Source organism: Nostoc sp. ChiSLP03a (assembly GCF_034531215.2).
GTDB lineage: Bacteria > Cyanobacteriota > Cyanobacteriia > Cyanobacteriales > Nostocaceae > Nostoc.
This window is the reverse complement of record NZ_JAVRBQ020000183.1, coordinates 19,522-34,374: the sequence shown is the minus strand read 5'-3', so window position 1 is coordinate 34,374 and position 14,853 is coordinate 19,522. Positions and strand designations below refer to the sequence as shown.

13 protein-coding genes are annotated in these 14,853 nt (G+C 41.8%); 11 read left to right on the top strand and 2 right to left on the bottom strand.

The features are described from left to right. The 6 genes from RMY32_RS30775 (at position 1) to RMY32_RS30750 (ending at position 6,407) form a co-directional block, all read left to right on the top strand. Positions 1 to 795: a hypothetical protein gene (locus tag RMY32_RS30775; RefSeq protein WP_322712265.1), complete on the top strand. Its 795-nt coding sequence runs from the start codon at positions 1 to 3 to the stop codon at positions 793 to 795. 36 nt (positions 796 to 831) lie between these two features. After that, positions 832 to 1,218: a four helix bundle protein gene (locus RMY32_RS30770; protein WP_322712264.1), complete on the top strand. Its 387-nt coding sequence runs from the start codon at positions 832 to 834 to the stop codon at positions 1,216 to 1,218. A gap of 85 nt (positions 1,219 to 1,303) precedes the next feature. Then, on the top strand, positions 1,304 to 2,410 hold the full coding sequence (locus RMY32_RS30765) for a zinc-binding dehydrogenase (protein ID WP_322712263.1): 1,107 nt from the start codon (positions 1,304 to 1,306) through the stop codon (positions 2,408 to 2,410). 31 nt (positions 2,411 to 2,441) lie between these two features. Beyond that, on the top strand, positions 2,442 to 3,263 hold the full coding sequence (gene proC, locus RMY32_RS30760) for a pyrroline-5-carboxylate reductase (RefSeq protein WP_322712262.1): 822 nt from the start codon (positions 2,442 to 2,444) through the stop codon (positions 3,261 to 3,263). A gap of 110 nt (positions 3,264 to 3,373) precedes the next feature. Beyond that, positions 3,374 to 5,386, top strand: a complete 2,013-nt coding sequence (locus tag RMY32_RS30755; protein ID WP_322712261.1) for an ABC transporter ATP-binding protein/permease — start codon at positions 3,374 to 3,376, stop codon at positions 5,384 to 5,386. Between the two features lie 241 nt (positions 5,387 to 5,627). Then, positions 5,628 to 6,407, top strand: coding sequence for a hypothetical protein (locus tag RMY32_RS30750; protein WP_322712260.1), 780 nt, complete (start codon positions 5,628 to 5,630; stop codon positions 6,405 to 6,407). 558 nt (positions 6,408 to 6,965) lie between these two features. Here RMY32_RS30750 and RMY32_RS30745 read toward each other — a convergent pair. After that, a complete protein-coding gene (locus RMY32_RS30745; protein ID WP_322712258.1) occupies positions 6,966 to 7,739 on the bottom strand; it encodes an alanine--tRNA ligase-related protein in 774 nt (257 codons plus the stop codon). A gap of 259 nt (positions 7,740 to 7,998) precedes the next feature. Between RMY32_RS30745 and RMY32_RS30740 the strand changes: the two genes are divergently transcribed. The 4 genes from RMY32_RS30740 to RMY32_RS30725 all read left to right on the top strand — a co-directional run bounded on the left by RMY32_RS30740 (position 7,999) and on the right by RMY32_RS30725 (position 12,941). Then, the gene (locus RMY32_RS30740) at positions 7,999 to 9,345 is read left to right on the top strand and encodes a glutamate-cysteine ligase family protein (RefSeq protein WP_322712256.1); all 1,347 of its coding nucleotides are present in this window, start codon (positions 7,999 to 8,001) and stop codon (positions 9,343 to 9,345) included. A 615-nt stretch (positions 9,346 to 9,960) separates the two neighbouring features. Beyond that, positions 9,961 to 10,197, top strand: coding sequence for a YciI family protein (locus RMY32_RS30735; protein ID WP_322712255.1), 237 nt, complete (start codon positions 9,961 to 9,963; stop codon positions 10,195 to 10,197). Between the two features lie 7 nt (positions 10,198 to 10,204). Further along, on the top strand, positions 10,205 to 11,908 hold the full coding sequence (locus tag RMY32_RS30730; RefSeq protein ID WP_322712254.1) for a CheR family methyltransferase: 1,704 nt from the start codon (positions 10,205 to 10,207) through the stop codon (positions 11,906 to 11,908). Between the two features lie 10 nt (positions 11,909 to 11,918). After that, a complete protein-coding gene (locus tag RMY32_RS30725) occupies positions 11,919 to 12,941 on the top strand; it encodes a chemotaxis protein CheW (protein WP_409884391.1) in 1,023 nt (340 codons plus the stop codon). On the opposite strand, the gene RMY32_RS30720 is transcribed toward RMY32_RS30725, so the two are convergent. After that, positions 12,925 to 13,218 carry a hypothetical protein gene (locus RMY32_RS30720; RefSeq protein ID WP_322712251.1) on the bottom strand — a complete coding sequence of 98 codons (294 nt, stop codon included), beginning with the start codon at positions 13,216 to 13,218 and terminating at the stop codon, positions 12,925 to 12,927. The genes RMY32_RS30725 and RMY32_RS30720 overlap by 17 nt on opposite strands. Before the next feature lie 17 nt (positions 13,219 to 13,235). Between RMY32_RS30720 and RMY32_RS30715 the strand changes: the two genes are divergently transcribed. Beyond that, positions 13,236 to 14,693, top strand: coding sequence for a methyl-accepting chemotaxis protein (locus RMY32_RS30715; RefSeq protein ID WP_322712250.1), 1,458 nt, complete (start codon positions 13,236 to 13,238; stop codon positions 14,691 to 14,693). Positions 14,694 to 14,853: the final 160 nt, after the last annotated feature.

Genomic DNA, 14,853 nt, shown 5'->3' with positions numbered 1-14,853 from the left:
ATGACTGCTACTTCTAATCAGATTAAATCGACACTGTGGGATAAAAAACAAGAGTATCCCTTAACTACAGAAACTTTAAAAATGCTTCTCGAACACCGAATTCCTCTGATTCGGTTGAAAGAATTTGCCACACCCGAAGAATGTGAGATGTTATATGCTCAATCTCAATCGCTCAACTTTAACGCTTATGAAGATGTCACTCCTAAAATTGAAAAAGTTGGCATCACAGTGTTTGAATATAACAGCATTAGTAAAGGAAATTATTTTAAAGAAGTAGAACGAGCAGCTAAATTAAGAGACTCCATTACAGCAGCTTCCTTCAATCCATTAGAGCGCATCATGGAAAAATTTCGGGAGTGTGGCGCGAAGGTGCGAATTGCTTCTGAACCAGATTACGGTAGCTATTATGCAGGATTGATTAGAAAGATAGAGCATGGAACCCAAATTCATATTGATTTTGCACCAATAGAACAATCTGAATGGGAAGTTTGTACAATTACTGCTCAACTTTCTTGGACTTTGTATTTGAAATTATCTGACAACAATCATGGTAAAACTTGTATTTACGATCGTTGTTGGCAACCAAGCGATGAGCAATATAAACTCGATTCCTACGGATATAGCGATACAGTAATTACTGATGCAGATGCGATCGCTTTTCAACCTTACGTAGGCGATGTACTGCTTTTCAATACAACCAACTTTCACTATGTTGAGCCGATGCATGGACAGCGTGTAGCTTTCACTTCCATGATTGGCTTACTTCCTAACGGTGAAATTATTTTCTGGTCTTAAAAGAGGCAGGGGAGCAGGGGGCAGGGAGCAGGAAGAATGGAGAAAGAACCAATCAAAAGTCATGAAGATTTGGAAGTATACAAAATGGCGTTTGATGTAGCGATGAAAATTTTTGAATTATCTAAGAAGTTTCCCGTAGAGGAAAGGTATTCATTGATTGACCAAATTCGTAGGTCATCACGGTCTGTTTGTGCCAACTTGGCCGAGGCATGGAGAAAACGCCGCTATGAGGCTGCTTTTATTGCAAAATTGAATGATTCAGAGGCTGAAGCAGCAGAAACTCAGACGTGGCTTAAATTTGCTGTGAAATGTGGTTATTTAGATGTTGATACAGGCAGAGAACTATATGGAAGATTAAACCAAGTTTTAGGCATTCTAGTAACCATAATCAACAATCCATCACCCTGGCTCATAAAACGCTAATTTCTAATCCCCCTGCTCCCTGCTCCCTGCTCCCTGCCCCCTGCCCCCTGCCCCCTGCCCCCTGCCCAAAGTGAGGTAATGATTCATGCCCTTAGCAGCTGTGATGACTGCGCCTAACCACCCAGTTACAATCCAACAATTACCAAACCCAATTCTAGAAAAGGGTGGAATCATTATTGAAACCATATATTCTGAAGTTTGTGGAACAGATGTACATTTACTCCGTGGGCATTTAGAAGGAGTACCCTATCCAATTATCCCCGGTCACTTTTCAGTCGGTCGTGTGGTGGAAACAGGCGGACAGGTTAATGATGTCAATGGTAGATTAATTCAGCCTGGAGCGATCGCTACTTTTCTCGATGTCCACGAAACCTGTTACAACTGCTGGTATTGTCTAGTAGCCAAAGCATCCACTCGCTGTCCACAACGCAAGGTTTATGGTGTTACTTATTCAGCCAAAGATGGATTACTGGGTGGTTGGTCTGAATTGATTTACCTCAAACCAGGGGTGAAAGTTCTCACTTTACCCGAAGAAGTCTCACCAAAGCAATTCATTGCTGGGGGATGTGCTTTACCAACTGCACTACACGCTATCGATCGAGCGCAAATTCAAATTGGTGATATTGTCGTGGTACAGGGTTGCGGGCCTGTAGGTTTGAGTGCGGCAATTCTGGCTTTACTCTCAGGTGCAGGTAAAGTAATTGTCATTGATAAGTTTGAGAGTCGATTAGTAGTTGCCAAAGCCTTCGGTGTAGATGAAACCCTTGTAATTAATGCTAACGACCCACAACAACATATTGAGCGGGTTTTGGAATTGACACACGGACATGGTGCTGATGTCACTATTGAAGCCACAGGCATTCCCATTGCTGTCAAAGAGGGTTTGAATATGACGAGGAATGGAGGTCGTTATGTAATTGTCGGGCATTACACAAACACGGGTGAGATTCTCATCAATCCTCACCTAGAAATTAATCTCAAACATATTGATGTTCGCGGAACTTGGGGAATTGATTTCAGCCATTTTTACAGAATGATTGAATTACTAAAACGTCATAGTGATTGCAGTAAAAATATTGTTTGGGAGAGCATAATTAGTCGTTCATACAAATTAGAAGAAATTAATCAAGCTCTGGCGGATGTTGAGCAAGGTTCTGTATTAAAAGCTGTGATTCAGCCTAATCTATATTGATACCAACAACATATCAAATAGGGAGAAAGATATGCTCAAAGATTTAAAAATTGCCTTTATCGGCGGCGGTACGATGGGCGAAATGATTATTAGTAGATTGTTATCGACAAAAACTATTGAACAACCCGATTTAGTTATAGTCAGTGACCCACTTTCTACGCGATGCCTGTATTTAGAAAGGGAATATGGAATACGTACTACAACCTCCAATATAGAAGCTATACAAGGCGTATCGATTGTGATATTGGCTGTAAAGCCGCAGGTTTTAACCTCTGTTATGGCTATGCTGAAGGATAAAATTTCACCTGATGCTTTAGTAATTAGTATCGTCGGTGGAGTAGGTATTGCATCTCTGTGCGAAGGGTTGAATCATCCTGCTGTTGTTCGTACAATGCCGAATATTGCTGTACAAGTTGGTCATGGGACTACGGTGTGGAGCGCATCACCAAGTGTGACAGAAATACAGCGATCGCATACCCAAGTCATTTTACAAGCATTAGGCAAAGAATTTACTACCCAAAATGAACATTATCTGGATATGGCAACGGCGTTAAGTAGCGCCGGCACTGGGTTTATATTTCTGTACATCGAAGCGATGATTGATGCTGGGGTACAGATGGGTTTAACTCGCGCACAAGCCCAAGAACTAACATTGCATACGATTGCTGGGAGTGTAGAACTGATGTTTCAGACTGATGAACATCCAGCTGTCTTACGCAACAAGGTAACGAGTCCTGGGGGAGTGACTGCTGCTGGTCTTTACGAGTTAGAAAAAGGTGGGATGCGAACTGTCATCTCTAATGCAGTGCTTACTGCTTTGAGCCGCACTCAACAGTTAGGCAATATGATTTGATTTGAATAAGTAGTGGTGAATGGTATTCTTGATTCGGTAATTATTACTGATTATTCAATACTAAAAACTATGAAATATAATTTTCAGAAATTCCAGTTTATTTATCAAATATGTCAACCCAAGTTATTCAAGCTAAACCCGCAACAAATTTCTTTACAGACTTTATTCGATTTTGGGAAAATGTAAAAGCGATCGCTGGTCCTTATTGGTATCCAAACAAGCCAGGAGAAAGAGCTTTTTCAGACGTTATCCGTGCCTGGGCAATGCTGATTCTCCTAATATTTCTCATCTTCACTCTTGTCGGTGTAACTACTTTTAATAGTTTTATTCATCGCTATTTAATCGATGTTATTATTCAAGAGAAAGATGCTTCTAAATTTAGTTACACTATAGCTTTTTATGCTGTTGGACTTATATTAATAACGCTTTTAGTAGGACTGACTAAATTTGTGAGGAAGCAAATTTCTCTTGATTGGTATCAATGGCTCAATAATTATGTTTTAACTAAATATTTAAACAAACGTGCTTATTATAGAATTAATTTTCAATCAGATATTGATAATCCAGATCAACGTTTAGCTCAAGAAATTGAACCAGTTACTGGTAATGCCCTCAGTTTTTCAGCTACTTTTCTAGAACAAGTACTGCAAATGATAACTTTTTTAATAGTTGTCTGGACAATTTCGCAACAGATAGCTATTGCGCTAATCATCTATACAATTGTAGGCAACTTTATTGCTATTTACTTAAATCAAGAATTAATTAAAATTAATCAGGCAGAACTTGAGGCTAAAGCTGATTATAGTTATTCTCTAACTCATGTTCGTAATCACGCTGAGTCGATAGCTTTTTTTCGAGGAGAAGAACAGGAACTAAATATAGTTCAACGCCGATTTAGTATTTTGATCAAAGATATTAAACGAAAGATTGATTGGGAAAGAAGTAAGGAAATTTTTAACAGAGGATATCGGGCTGTTATCGAACTAATCGCACTCGTAGTCCTCGCACCTTTATACATTAAAGGCGAAATTGATTTCGGACAAGTTGGACAAGCTACTACAGCTTGCTATATGTTTGCTGGTGCTTTAGAAGAATTAATTCGAGAATTTAGTGTTTCTGGGCGATTTTCTAGTTATGTTGAGCGTTTATCTGAGTTTTCAGATGCCTTAGAAAAAGTAACTAAACAACCCGAAAATGTCAGTACTATTAAAACAATAGAAGAGAAGCAATTTGCTTTTGAGCATGTGACATTACAAACACCTAACTATGAACAGGTGATAGTCGAAGACTTGTCATTAAACGTTCAGTCTGGAGAAGGTTTATTAATTGTCGGGCCAAGTGGTCGAGGTAAAAGTTCTTTATTGAGAGCGATCGCAGGTTTGTGGAATGCGGGAACTGGCCGTCTGGTGCGTCCTCCGCTACAAGAAGTCTTATTCTTACCCCAACGTCCTTACATTATCTTGGGAACTTTGCGTGAACAATTACTTTATCCGAATACAAATCGTCAGATGACCGATGCAGAACTCAAAGAAGTTTTGCAACAAGTAAACCTGCAAAACTTGCTCAGTCGAGTTGAAGGCTTTGATACTGAAGTTCCTTGGGAAAACATCTTATCTTTGGGAGAACAACAACGTTTGGCATTTGCTCGACTATTAGTTACTCATCCTAGCTTCACTATCTTAGATGAGGCAACGAGTGCTTTAGATTTAAGAAATGAAGGGAGTTTATATCAACAGCTACAAGAGACAAAAACAACATTTATTAGTGTTGGACATCGAGAAAGTCTATTTAATTATCATCAATGGGTTTTAGAACTCTCACAAGATTCTAGTTGGCAACTTGTGACTGTGCAAGATTATCGACTGCAAAAAGCAAAAGAAATTGTCACTAATACTTCTGAACAAACTGAAGTTGCAATAGATGTTTTACCTAATAATGAATCACAAGAAGTAGAAATCAGTACAAGCGAAAGATTTTCTCATAAAGAAATGAATGCATTAACGAACTATTCTGTTTCCACTATTAGAAGTAAGGCAAGCAAAGGGGAGTCTATCACTACTAGAGATGGCTTAACCTATCGCTATGACAAAGATACCAAAGTGTTGAAATGGGTGAGAATTTAACGAAGTCAAAAAAATAAATTATCTAATTGATAGGCTTCACTAAGACTTTTTCTCCCCCTGCTTATAGTGTGGGGAGAAGGCGGCACTCTCTTTTTTGGCTGATGGCGATCGCACCTACAGAATGTGGGTTTGGCAGCTTAAAGACAAAATAAAAAACTAACTTTGATTTTATCTTTATTTCCATCATTTCCCGTTTTGGCAACAACTTAATTTATCAAAAATTATGAGTGAGAAAGTTAACATGCTAAGAGCAACAAAGTGGCAAACTTTAAATGACTGTGAAATGAATCAGCAAAATTTCCAAGCATTGCTGAGAAATGAAATTCCATCAATTCGCATTTCTAAATTTGCTTCATCTGAAGAATGTCACAAATTAGCTTTGGCAATTGAAAAAGTTGGGTTTAATTTTTATAAAAATGTGGAACCACCAATAGGAAGAATCGGAATTACCCAATTTGAATATATAAAAAGGGATAAGAGGGGATATTTTGATGCGGTTGAAAAAGCTAACAAAACTTATAATCAGGTAACTTCCTTATCTTTTGACCCGCTAAAACGTTTGGCAACAATTCTCCGGCAGAATGTCTCTAATCAAGTACAAATTGCTTACGAAAATGAAGCCTATGGATATTACTTCGCTGGATTGATACGTCAGATTAATGTTGCCTTGCTACACATAGACTTTGCAGGGTTAGATGCTCCAAATTGGGTAATAGGAAATATTACCTCGCAGCTAGTATGGAATCTCTATGTCAAAGCGCCTAGCCAAGGAGGTGTTTGCAAAGTCTATAACCGACAGTGGCAGCCTGAAGATGAAAAATATAAAACTCCTGGTTCCTATGGCTACGATCGCTCTTTAATAGCTACCTCAGAAGTAAAACATAATATTCCACTCACAGGAGATTTGGTCATCTTCAACAGCCGTAATTTTCATGAAGTCTTGCCAGGCATTGGAGAACGTATAACAATTAACTCTTTTATTGGAAAAATGCCAGGAGGTGATTTAGTTTTTTGGTCGTAAAGACAAATTAGAACTTATATAGCAAGGGACTGGGGACTGGGTGAAAATTCTGACTTCTGATATCATGTCCGGCTAATCACTTATGATTACCGTATCTGTGCAACAATCCCAAAAGTCTCTTTCCCCCTGCCCCCTGCCTCCTGCCCTCTAAATGATAAGTTTCAACCGGACATGATATGATGCCTCGGCAAAGCATCTCCGGCTTTGCTCCTGGGTGCTGAATTCTTACAAAAAACCTTTAACCGCAAACCCATTCCCCTTTTCCCCAAAACCCGACAAGTATTGGACTTCTTGGCATTTGTCGGGAAAAGGGAAAGGTGGGGCCCCAAGAAGGGGATAAGGGGCGGGGGAAAGGGAGAAAGGTTTGTTATTTTCCCTTTCCCCTTTAACATGAGTCCCTTTTCCCCTAAGAGTGCAAAAAGCACAAATGCCAAGAGGTCTATTGAAACCCTCCGTTATGGACTCACCGGACTGCCTCAGCGCCAAGCCGGCAAAGCCCTCTGCATAAATATCAGCATTTTTTGTTTGAGGGTAACTTCAGATTAAAAAAGCATAAATTTACTCGAATTTATAACTAATTTTTAGATTTCCTTTTTGACGTTTTGCTTTAGTAACTACTACACTTTTTAGTTCATTAAGTGATTTTAAATGAGTCCCACCACATGGAGTTGGATGAAGATTGTCAATTGTCACTACTCTCAAAGGTTTTCCTGGAGGTAGGTTATTGGGTATATTAGACCAACGCACTGCCAATTCTTCTGATGTAATCAGTGAAGCTTCTACATTGCTAGCTTTATCTAAAGCTTCACTAATTTTTGTATTAACTTCAGCAATAAATTTTTCAGTATTTTCAAACGAAGGGCTTCCTTGAAACTCTACATAGGAACCATCCGGAAAATGATATCCTTTGACTGCGATGAGATTTTTATCAAGGGATTCGACTATTGTGTACATGAGATGTCCAGCCGTATGAGCTTTAGCATTTTGCATACGACGGGTTTCATCAACATATAAAATTACCTCTTCACCTTTTTCTAGGGATATAGATGAAAAATCTCCATAATGACGAACTTCTTCATCTACAAAGCTTACGAAAGTGATGGGAATCTGAACTCCTCTGGCTTCAATTGTGCCTATATCTGAGGGCTGACCACCACCCTGGGGATAAAACACAGTACTATCGAGTACACAATAATCACCCCGCTCATCACTGGCAACATACTCAACCAGAGCCTTATCAGTGAATTTATAGGTATCTTCAAGATAAGCAAGTACTGTGGACATAGAAAATCTTTCAACTTGACTTTGATCCCGATTATAAACCTCATCCATCTTGAAGACTGGAGTTTGATGAGGTTAGCCCGGACAAATATTGCTCAATTGATGACAGATGCGCCCCAGTGGACTGAGTGGATGGCGTGAAAAAGTTGGGTTTATTTCACATTATCCAGGTTAGACAACAAAATCCCTAACAATCTGATACTACGATTTTCCAAGTCAATTGACTCCAATAGGTTTTGTCTTCGGGTAACTTTATCCTTTAAGCTACATATATTAAGGCTGTGGCGAGATTACCCTTGTGGAGGTCTAGATGGCGATAGTCAAGCGTCGTATCGGTCTGGAGCAAGAATTTTTTCTGGTGGACGAAGCTGGTAGCTTGAGCGATCGCGCCGATGAGTTTTTAAAGAGTTGTCAATTGATTGCTCAAGCACAAGGTTTAAACCCAAATTACTTTGTGGCAGAGTTCGTTAAAAGCATGGTAGAAATTAACACACCTCCTGCTGACACTGCCAAGGAACTGGCTAGAGTTTATCTCAAAAATCTCAAATTGGCGATCTCTGTAGCGCAACAGATCGGTTTACGCCTTTACCCTCTGTCTAGCTATCCTTTGCCTACTATGCCAGTTATGCGAGATCGCCCTAATTACCATATCCAAGCGCAGACTGTCGGCATTTCAAAATTTTTGCACGCCGGAAAATGTACAGGTACACACCTGCATTTGGAAGTCCCGTCTGGGGTCATTGACCCTCGGGTTGCAGTATCTTACAACTCGACATCAATTGAGCGAGAAGAACTATTAAATATCTATAATTTAGCTACAGCTTGCGACTCGCTACTTATTTCTCTAACGCGGGCGTGTCCCTTTTATGAAGGACAGGCGTTAGGACTAGCCGCACATACAATTCGTTATCGAGGTAGCGAAATCTTTGGTTGGGAGGGAGTTTATACTAATTTACAATCTGTCGGTGGACTCATGCCTTATGCCGAAAGTGTTGAGGGTTTAGTTGAGCAGCAGTTCGCTCGTTATTATGCTTGGCTGCAAGCAATGGAAAAAGCCGAAATTCAACCGAACCTGTTCAAAGAATCGGGAGTTAGCTTACTCAAGTCAGCTTGGAATCCAGTTCGACTCAACAAACTCGGCACAGTAGAAATCAGATGTATAGATAGCAATTTTCCCTCTGTAATTTTACTTATAATTATATTGCTGGAAAAATTGGCCGATCGAGTCAGGCATGAAAACTTAACAGTAAGACCATCTAAAGGAATACAGATATTTGAACTAGTTGGCGATCGCTTGTATGTACCAGATTTTGAATATCTTAATGGGGAATTGCTCTTAGCCTCAGCTACAGAAGGAATTAAAAACCCCAAAGTTAGAGCTTACGTCGATTCCATTTTGCAGTTTGCCAGCGCTGTTGATGGCGAAGGAGCAAATTTTCTGGCTAAACTCAGCAAAAACCTCGATCGGTATCAGACGATAGAAGCCAGCATCTTGCAAGAGTTTACCCCAACAACTACTCAACTTTCATTAGATGCCGGTTTGCGTTTAGTGCGCTCAAGTTGTGACAAGCTAGAAGCTATTGTTTCATCGATAGATATAGAAAATCCCCTCGCAGCTTTCGATACTGATGAAGGATTGTTGCTACAGCAGCATTAGTACTTTAGATGCGTTTGCCCTTTAGGTCATTGGGCTTCAGTGCTGGAATCAGAATTCTATAAAAGCCAACTGAGCCTCCTCCCTGTGCCTTTCTTGATAAAAAAATCCTGGATAAATGCCAACTCTATCGAGATTGCAATTTATCCAGGGTTGAAAGTATCTATTTATGTCTTGTAAAAACGTAAACTTAGTATTCCCAAAAATTTTAGGATTTGAACATTACATAGATGCGATCCTCTCATGACAGACATAGAAGCACTTTCAATTGCCTATTACACGGGATGAAAGTAGCGAGGACTCTGTTGGCAATCCATTTTGCTCTATGAGATTGCCAACTCTTCCCTACAATCCCTTTTCTTGTGCCAACTCTACTACTGGACTTTAGACTAAAGAAGACCAGTGTCCAAGAGGGGTTGGGGGAGAGGTCAAAAAAAGGCTTGTCAAACTTACGTTTATTTAACAATTCGTAAAATTCTGCGATCGCCTGTGGTTGTGTCAGCAAGCTAGTGACATCCCACTCGGCAGAACCCTGGCGATCGCGTCTTGAGATGATGGGAAAAGCGAATTACACAGGTTTAGCGTAGGCGTAGCCCATCGCAGACATCCCGCCTTTAAATGTGGCGATCTGCCCAGGATCTTGACGAAGCGATCGCAATTGCTGCCCAGATTCCATCAGTGCAAGTTGGTATCATCGAGATTCGCCCTGTGATTGAAGTCGCAGGCAAATCAAGAGCATTAATGTCTGCCAAGCGGAGCAGCAATCACGACGGCAAAGAATTCAATATTAAATATCATACAAATCTGAATAAACAGATTGAAATGGGAAACCTAAGCGTATCGGCTCAAAAATAATTTAGTGATGAATCAGATTAGCAGCGCTCGCCCCATTTTACTTGAACCCAATTCTCAACACAGTGATGACTTTAGTTTGTCACAGATGGTCGATCTGATTGCTGATACATTCGGCATTCATATCAAACCACACTATCAAGATAGATTAAAGAAAAATCTTTTAACTCGCATCCGGGCGCTGGGATTATGCTCGCTTAATGATTATTATCAGTTCTTGGTGGCAAGAAATCAATTAGTTCCTGGTGCGACAGAGTGGCGAGAACTAATCTCTTTACTCACTGTCACTGAAACTTATTTTTTTCGCGATCAAGGGCAGATGTCGCTGCTCAAAAATCAGCTGCTCCCAGAGTTAATCGAGCGCAAACGAGAGCTTAGTTTAACTCAGTGCAACGCTGCTAATGGAGAACTTTATCGACCGACATTACGGCTTTGGAGTGCCGGGTGTTCGACTGGTGAAGAAGCTTACTCACTTGCCATTCTGGTGAAGGAACTAATCCCTAACAATCAGACATGGGACATTCTGATTTTAGGCACAGATATTAATCAACGCGCGATCGCCCTGGCTCAACAAGGAATTTACAGCGATTGGTCTTTTCGGACAACCACTGAAGAAATCAAAAATCGCTACTTTCAATCCCACAAAAAAGGTTGGAAAATCGATCCTGCTATTCAAGCAATGGTTACATTTCAACCTGGAAACTTGATGCAGGATAACTTTCCGGCTTACGCGTCTAGCATTCACGATTTCGATTTGATTATTTGCCGCAATGTGTTTATTTATTTTGACTTCAACGCCATCGCCCAAGTTATAGACAAGTTTTACTACTCTCTGACACCGGGAGGTTTTCTGCTCACAGGCCACACGGAATTACACGGACAAACAACTGAACCGTTTCAAGTCAAAAATTTTCCGCAATCTGCCGTTTATCAAAGACATAGCTCACTCAAGGAGCAGAGCAAAGTCTTGAATACCATAACACCTGCTGCCATTGAGAGCAGGGAAACCGAAATTTCTTACCCCTCTCTCAATCCGGTTTGGTTAACAAAGTTATCTGTTGAGGCGAGCAGGGAAAGAAGAGAAGCAGGGGAAGAGAAATTGTTTAATATTAATAACTCTCTTCCCTCCCCTGCACCCCCTGCCTCCCCTGCTTATCCGAACCATCCCTCTCTCCCAAGCTTGGAGACGGGCTTTGACGTGAGCGCCAACACTCAAACTCTTTTAGATGCAGCCAAAGAATCGCTAATTCAAGAAGCTTATGCCGATGTCATTCAATTAGCCCAACAACTGATTGCTCTTGTTCCCCAACACTTTCAGGCATATTGTTTGATGGCAGAAGCTTACGCGAATTTTGGCGATTACTCTCAGGCGAGTCAGGCGTGTCAGCAGGCACTCCAGATCGGCCCATTGGCGATCGAACCTTATCATTTGTTGGCTCAAATTGCCGAAGAGCAAGGAGATCGCGACAGCGCCAAATTATTCTTAAAACGTATTATTTATCTCGCTCCTAATTCTGTTACTGCTCACCTGGAATTGGGTTTTATATATGAACGAGAGGGAAATGAAAAACAGGCTCAAAAAACCTGGCGATCGCTTCTTGAAATTTTGCAAAATCTACCCCAAGAAGCGATCGATTTCCATAATCAGCAAACCACTGCTGAACTAAAAGCACACGTTCTTAAGCACTTAAATTCAACTAGTTATGAGCCATGAATCTTATTTAATGTTTAAACTCAACCATTCACGCTATGGGATTCCGGCTACAGCCGTGCAAGAACTCTTCTTTCTGCCAGAAGTGACTGCGATCGCCAAAACTTCCAGCACAATTTTAGGCGTGATTAATCTGCGAGGGAAGTTTCTCCCCGTGATGGATTTATATCGCCATTTAGAACAAGCACGTCCCCCTTTTCAATTGACTGACAGTATGATTATCGTGGAGTGGCAAACTCAACGACTCGGAATCATCGTCAATCAAGTGGATAGCGTGCAAGCGATCGCACTCGATCGGATCGCTGCCAATGTTTGCGATCGATCAAAAGAGAGTTTGTCGGATAGATTGGTGACTGGTATTGCCAACCTTGAGGACGGCATCGTGACATTGCTCAATCCCGAACTGTTGGTGCAATACGCCTTTATAGAGTCTGATTTTAACAACGGCTCAGTCAATGACGCACAAAAACACTCTTCTGATTCAGCCCTAAATCAAGGCTTATACGCTCATTTCGATTCCCAGGAGCGACAGATTTTGCAAGAGCGAACTGAAGCTCTGCGGTGTTCGATTGATGACGAGGATTCGGCATCGCTTTTGCCTTTAGCGGTTGTGGGGTTGGCGGGTGAGTACTTTGGGTTTGGCTTGGAAACGGTGCATGAGTTTACCGAGATTCACAAGATTACCCCAATTCCCTGCTGTCCGCCGCACATTGTTGGCAACATCAACTTGCGCGGCGAAATTGTCACCTTAATTAACATCAATAATGTGGTCGATCTGCCTATGAATGGGGTGCGATTGCATCAGCAAGCCGTTGTCGTGCGTCTGGATCGACGAGTGGCGGGCATTGCCGTCGATGACATTTTTGATGTGACGTATATTCATCCCTCTCAAATGACCGCGCCTCCGATTGCCTTGAATTCTGCCAAAGACGACTATCTTCAGGGTGTCGCACCTTATCGCGATCGGATGATGAGCATTATCAATTTGTCTAAATTGCTGACTTCAGAGGTATTGGTTGTCAATGAAGAAGTCTAAGGCTTTCGTGACGCAAGCGGGGTAAAGGGGAAAGGGGCAGAGGGGAAAGACTTACTAAAACTTCTCCCCTGCTCCCTTGCTCCCCTGCTCCCCTGCCCTTTTCCCAGCCCTCACAACCACTAGGGTTAGGTTTCGCAGATTTGAGATTCCCAGCAAACTTGCAGAGATAACGCAGCCGATAAACTACGGAATGTTGTGCAATTTTCCGTTGATTCAAAAATCCGATCGCAAAGATTACAAATGATAGAAATATTGGCAAATCCTTGAACTCATTCATTCACAAGAAATAACAAGATGCAAAGTAAGCGAAATTGGAAACTGAGATACTGGATTATGGGCAGCTATGGAGTTCCCATTCTGGCGTTGGTAATTTCTGCGGGGCTGATATTTATTAATATCAACTTGGTGAGTCAGCGATCGCAAGATTTAGTTTCTTCCTATAAAGTTAATTCAGCGATTAATGCCCTTGCTACGAATGTGCAGAGCGGTTCTAAGTCAGTTCGGGGCTATTTGTTAGAAAAAAATCAGACATCCTTTGACGAATATCAAAAATCTCAAAGAAGCTTCAACGAGCTTTTGTCAAAGCTCATGTCGCTTGCCAGAACAGAGCAAGAGCAACAGTCATTAACCAGGCTAGAGGGGCTGCTGAATAATTTAATGGTTGTCGAGGATGATTTGATTGGCAAAGTGAATCAAAGCAAGGTTCAGGAAGCTATTGAAACCTGGAGTCATGAAAATGCTCGTAGTATGGTCGATCGCCTGACAAGTGCGATCGATGAAGTTCAGCGCCGAGAAGACCAGAATGTAATTTTGGCTGCCAAGGAACAACAAGCAGCGCTCGATACGCTCAAGCTCACAATTCTGTCCGCGACTGGACTCTCCTTGCTGTTGTCGGTTTTAACTGGCATCTGGATAATTAGCCGCACTGCTCGACAGATAAATGAATCAGCCAGTGCGATCGCTACCTCAACGGCTGAAATTGCCGCCACAATCGAGGAACAAGAACGCACTGCTAACCAACAGGCAGCCTCGGTCAGCGAAACTACCACTACAATGGACGAACTCAGCGCCTCTGCTCAACAGTCTGCCCAGCAAGCATCCACTGCCTCAACCAGCGCTCAACAAGTCTTAAATTTGGCAGATCAAGGCAATCAATCACTGAACCGCACCTTGGAAGGAATGGCAGCCTTGAGCCACAGAGTTAGTGCAGTAGCAGACCAAATGCTGCGCCTGAACGAACAAACTAAGCAAATTGGCAATATTTCCGGGTTGGTGAGCGACTTAGCAAATCAAACTAATATGCTAGCGCTAAATGCGGCAGTAGAAGCAGTCCGGGCAGGGGAACAGGGGAAGGGCTTTGCAATCGTCGCCGCCGAAATTCGCGAACTGGCAGATCGGAGTAAGCGATCGGCTGAAAAAATTAATGTGCTGGTGAATGACATTCAATCCGCCATCCACTCAACCGTTGTGATGACAGATGAAAGTACAAAAACTGCTCAACAGGGCGCGGCAATAACTAAGCAGACGGTGGAGGTCTTTATCAATGTCACCGATGCCGTCAACCGGATGGTGTTGAATATTCAGCAAATCTCGTTAAACGCTAGCCAGCAATCCATTGCGGTTCAGCAAATTTTACAGGCAATGAATGCACTCAATAGCTCTGCTAGAGAGACAGCCATCGGCATCAGTCAGACTCGCGTTAGCACTCACCAACTCAATGATGCAGCTTATAAGCTACAGAGTGTTGTGTAATCGGGGGAAGGAAGGGGCAGGAGGCAGGAGGCAGGGAGCAGGGGGCAGGGAGCAGGGGGAAATGGCCCCTTCGTGCTGCTGTGAAGCCTACTGTTACACACAAGTTTTTTAGAGTTACTGCGTAACGGAGAGTAAGTTAATTTTTGCAGGTCAATGCAAC

Coding starts and splice junctions, on each gene's coding strand:
- RMY32_RS30750 (WP_322712260.1), top strand. CDS start 5,628: ATGCTAAGAGCAACAAAGTGGCAAACTTTAAATGACTGTGAAATGAAT.
- RMY32_RS30745 (WP_322712258.1), bottom strand. CDS start 7,739: ATGGATGAGGTTTATAATCGGGATCAAAGTCAAGTTGAAAGATTTTCT.
- RMY32_RS30735 (WP_322712255.1), top strand. CDS start 9,961: ATGTGGCGATCTGCCCAGGATCTTGACGAAGCGATCGCAATTGCTGCC.
- RMY32_RS30720 (WP_322712251.1), bottom strand. CDS start 13,218: ATGAATGAGTTCAAGGATTTGCCAATATTTCTATCATTTGTAATCTTT.
- RMY32_RS30730 (WP_322712254.1), top strand. CDS start 10,205: ATGAATCAGATTAGCAGCGCTCGCCCCATTTTACTTGAACCCAATTCT.
- RMY32_RS30725 (WP_409884391.1), top strand. CDS start 11,919: ATGTTTAAACTCAACCATTCACGCTATGGGATTCCGGCTACAGCCGTG.
- RMY32_RS30770 (WP_322712264.1), top strand. CDS start 832: ATGGAGAAAGAACCAATCAAAAGTCATGAAGATTTGGAAGTATACAAA.
- RMY32_RS30765 (WP_322712263.1), top strand. CDS start 1,304: ATGCCCTTAGCAGCTGTGATGACTGCGCCTAACCACCCAGTTACAATC.
- RMY32_RS30740 (WP_322712256.1), top strand. CDS start 7,999: ATGGCGATAGTCAAGCGTCGTATCGGTCTGGAGCAAGAATTTTTTCTG.
- proC (WP_322712262.1), top strand. CDS start 2,442: ATGCTCAAAGATTTAAAAATTGCCTTTATCGGCGGCGGTACGATGGGC.
- RMY32_RS30715 (WP_322712250.1), top strand. CDS start 13,236: ATGCAAAGTAAGCGAAATTGGAAACTGAGATACTGGATTATGGGCAGC.
- RMY32_RS30755 (WP_322712261.1), top strand. CDS start 3,374: ATGTCAACCCAAGTTATTCAAGCTAAACCCGCAACAAATTTCTTTACA.
- RMY32_RS30775 (WP_322712265.1), top strand. CDS start 1: ATGACTGCTACTTCTAATCAGATTAAATCGACACTGTGGGATAAAAAA.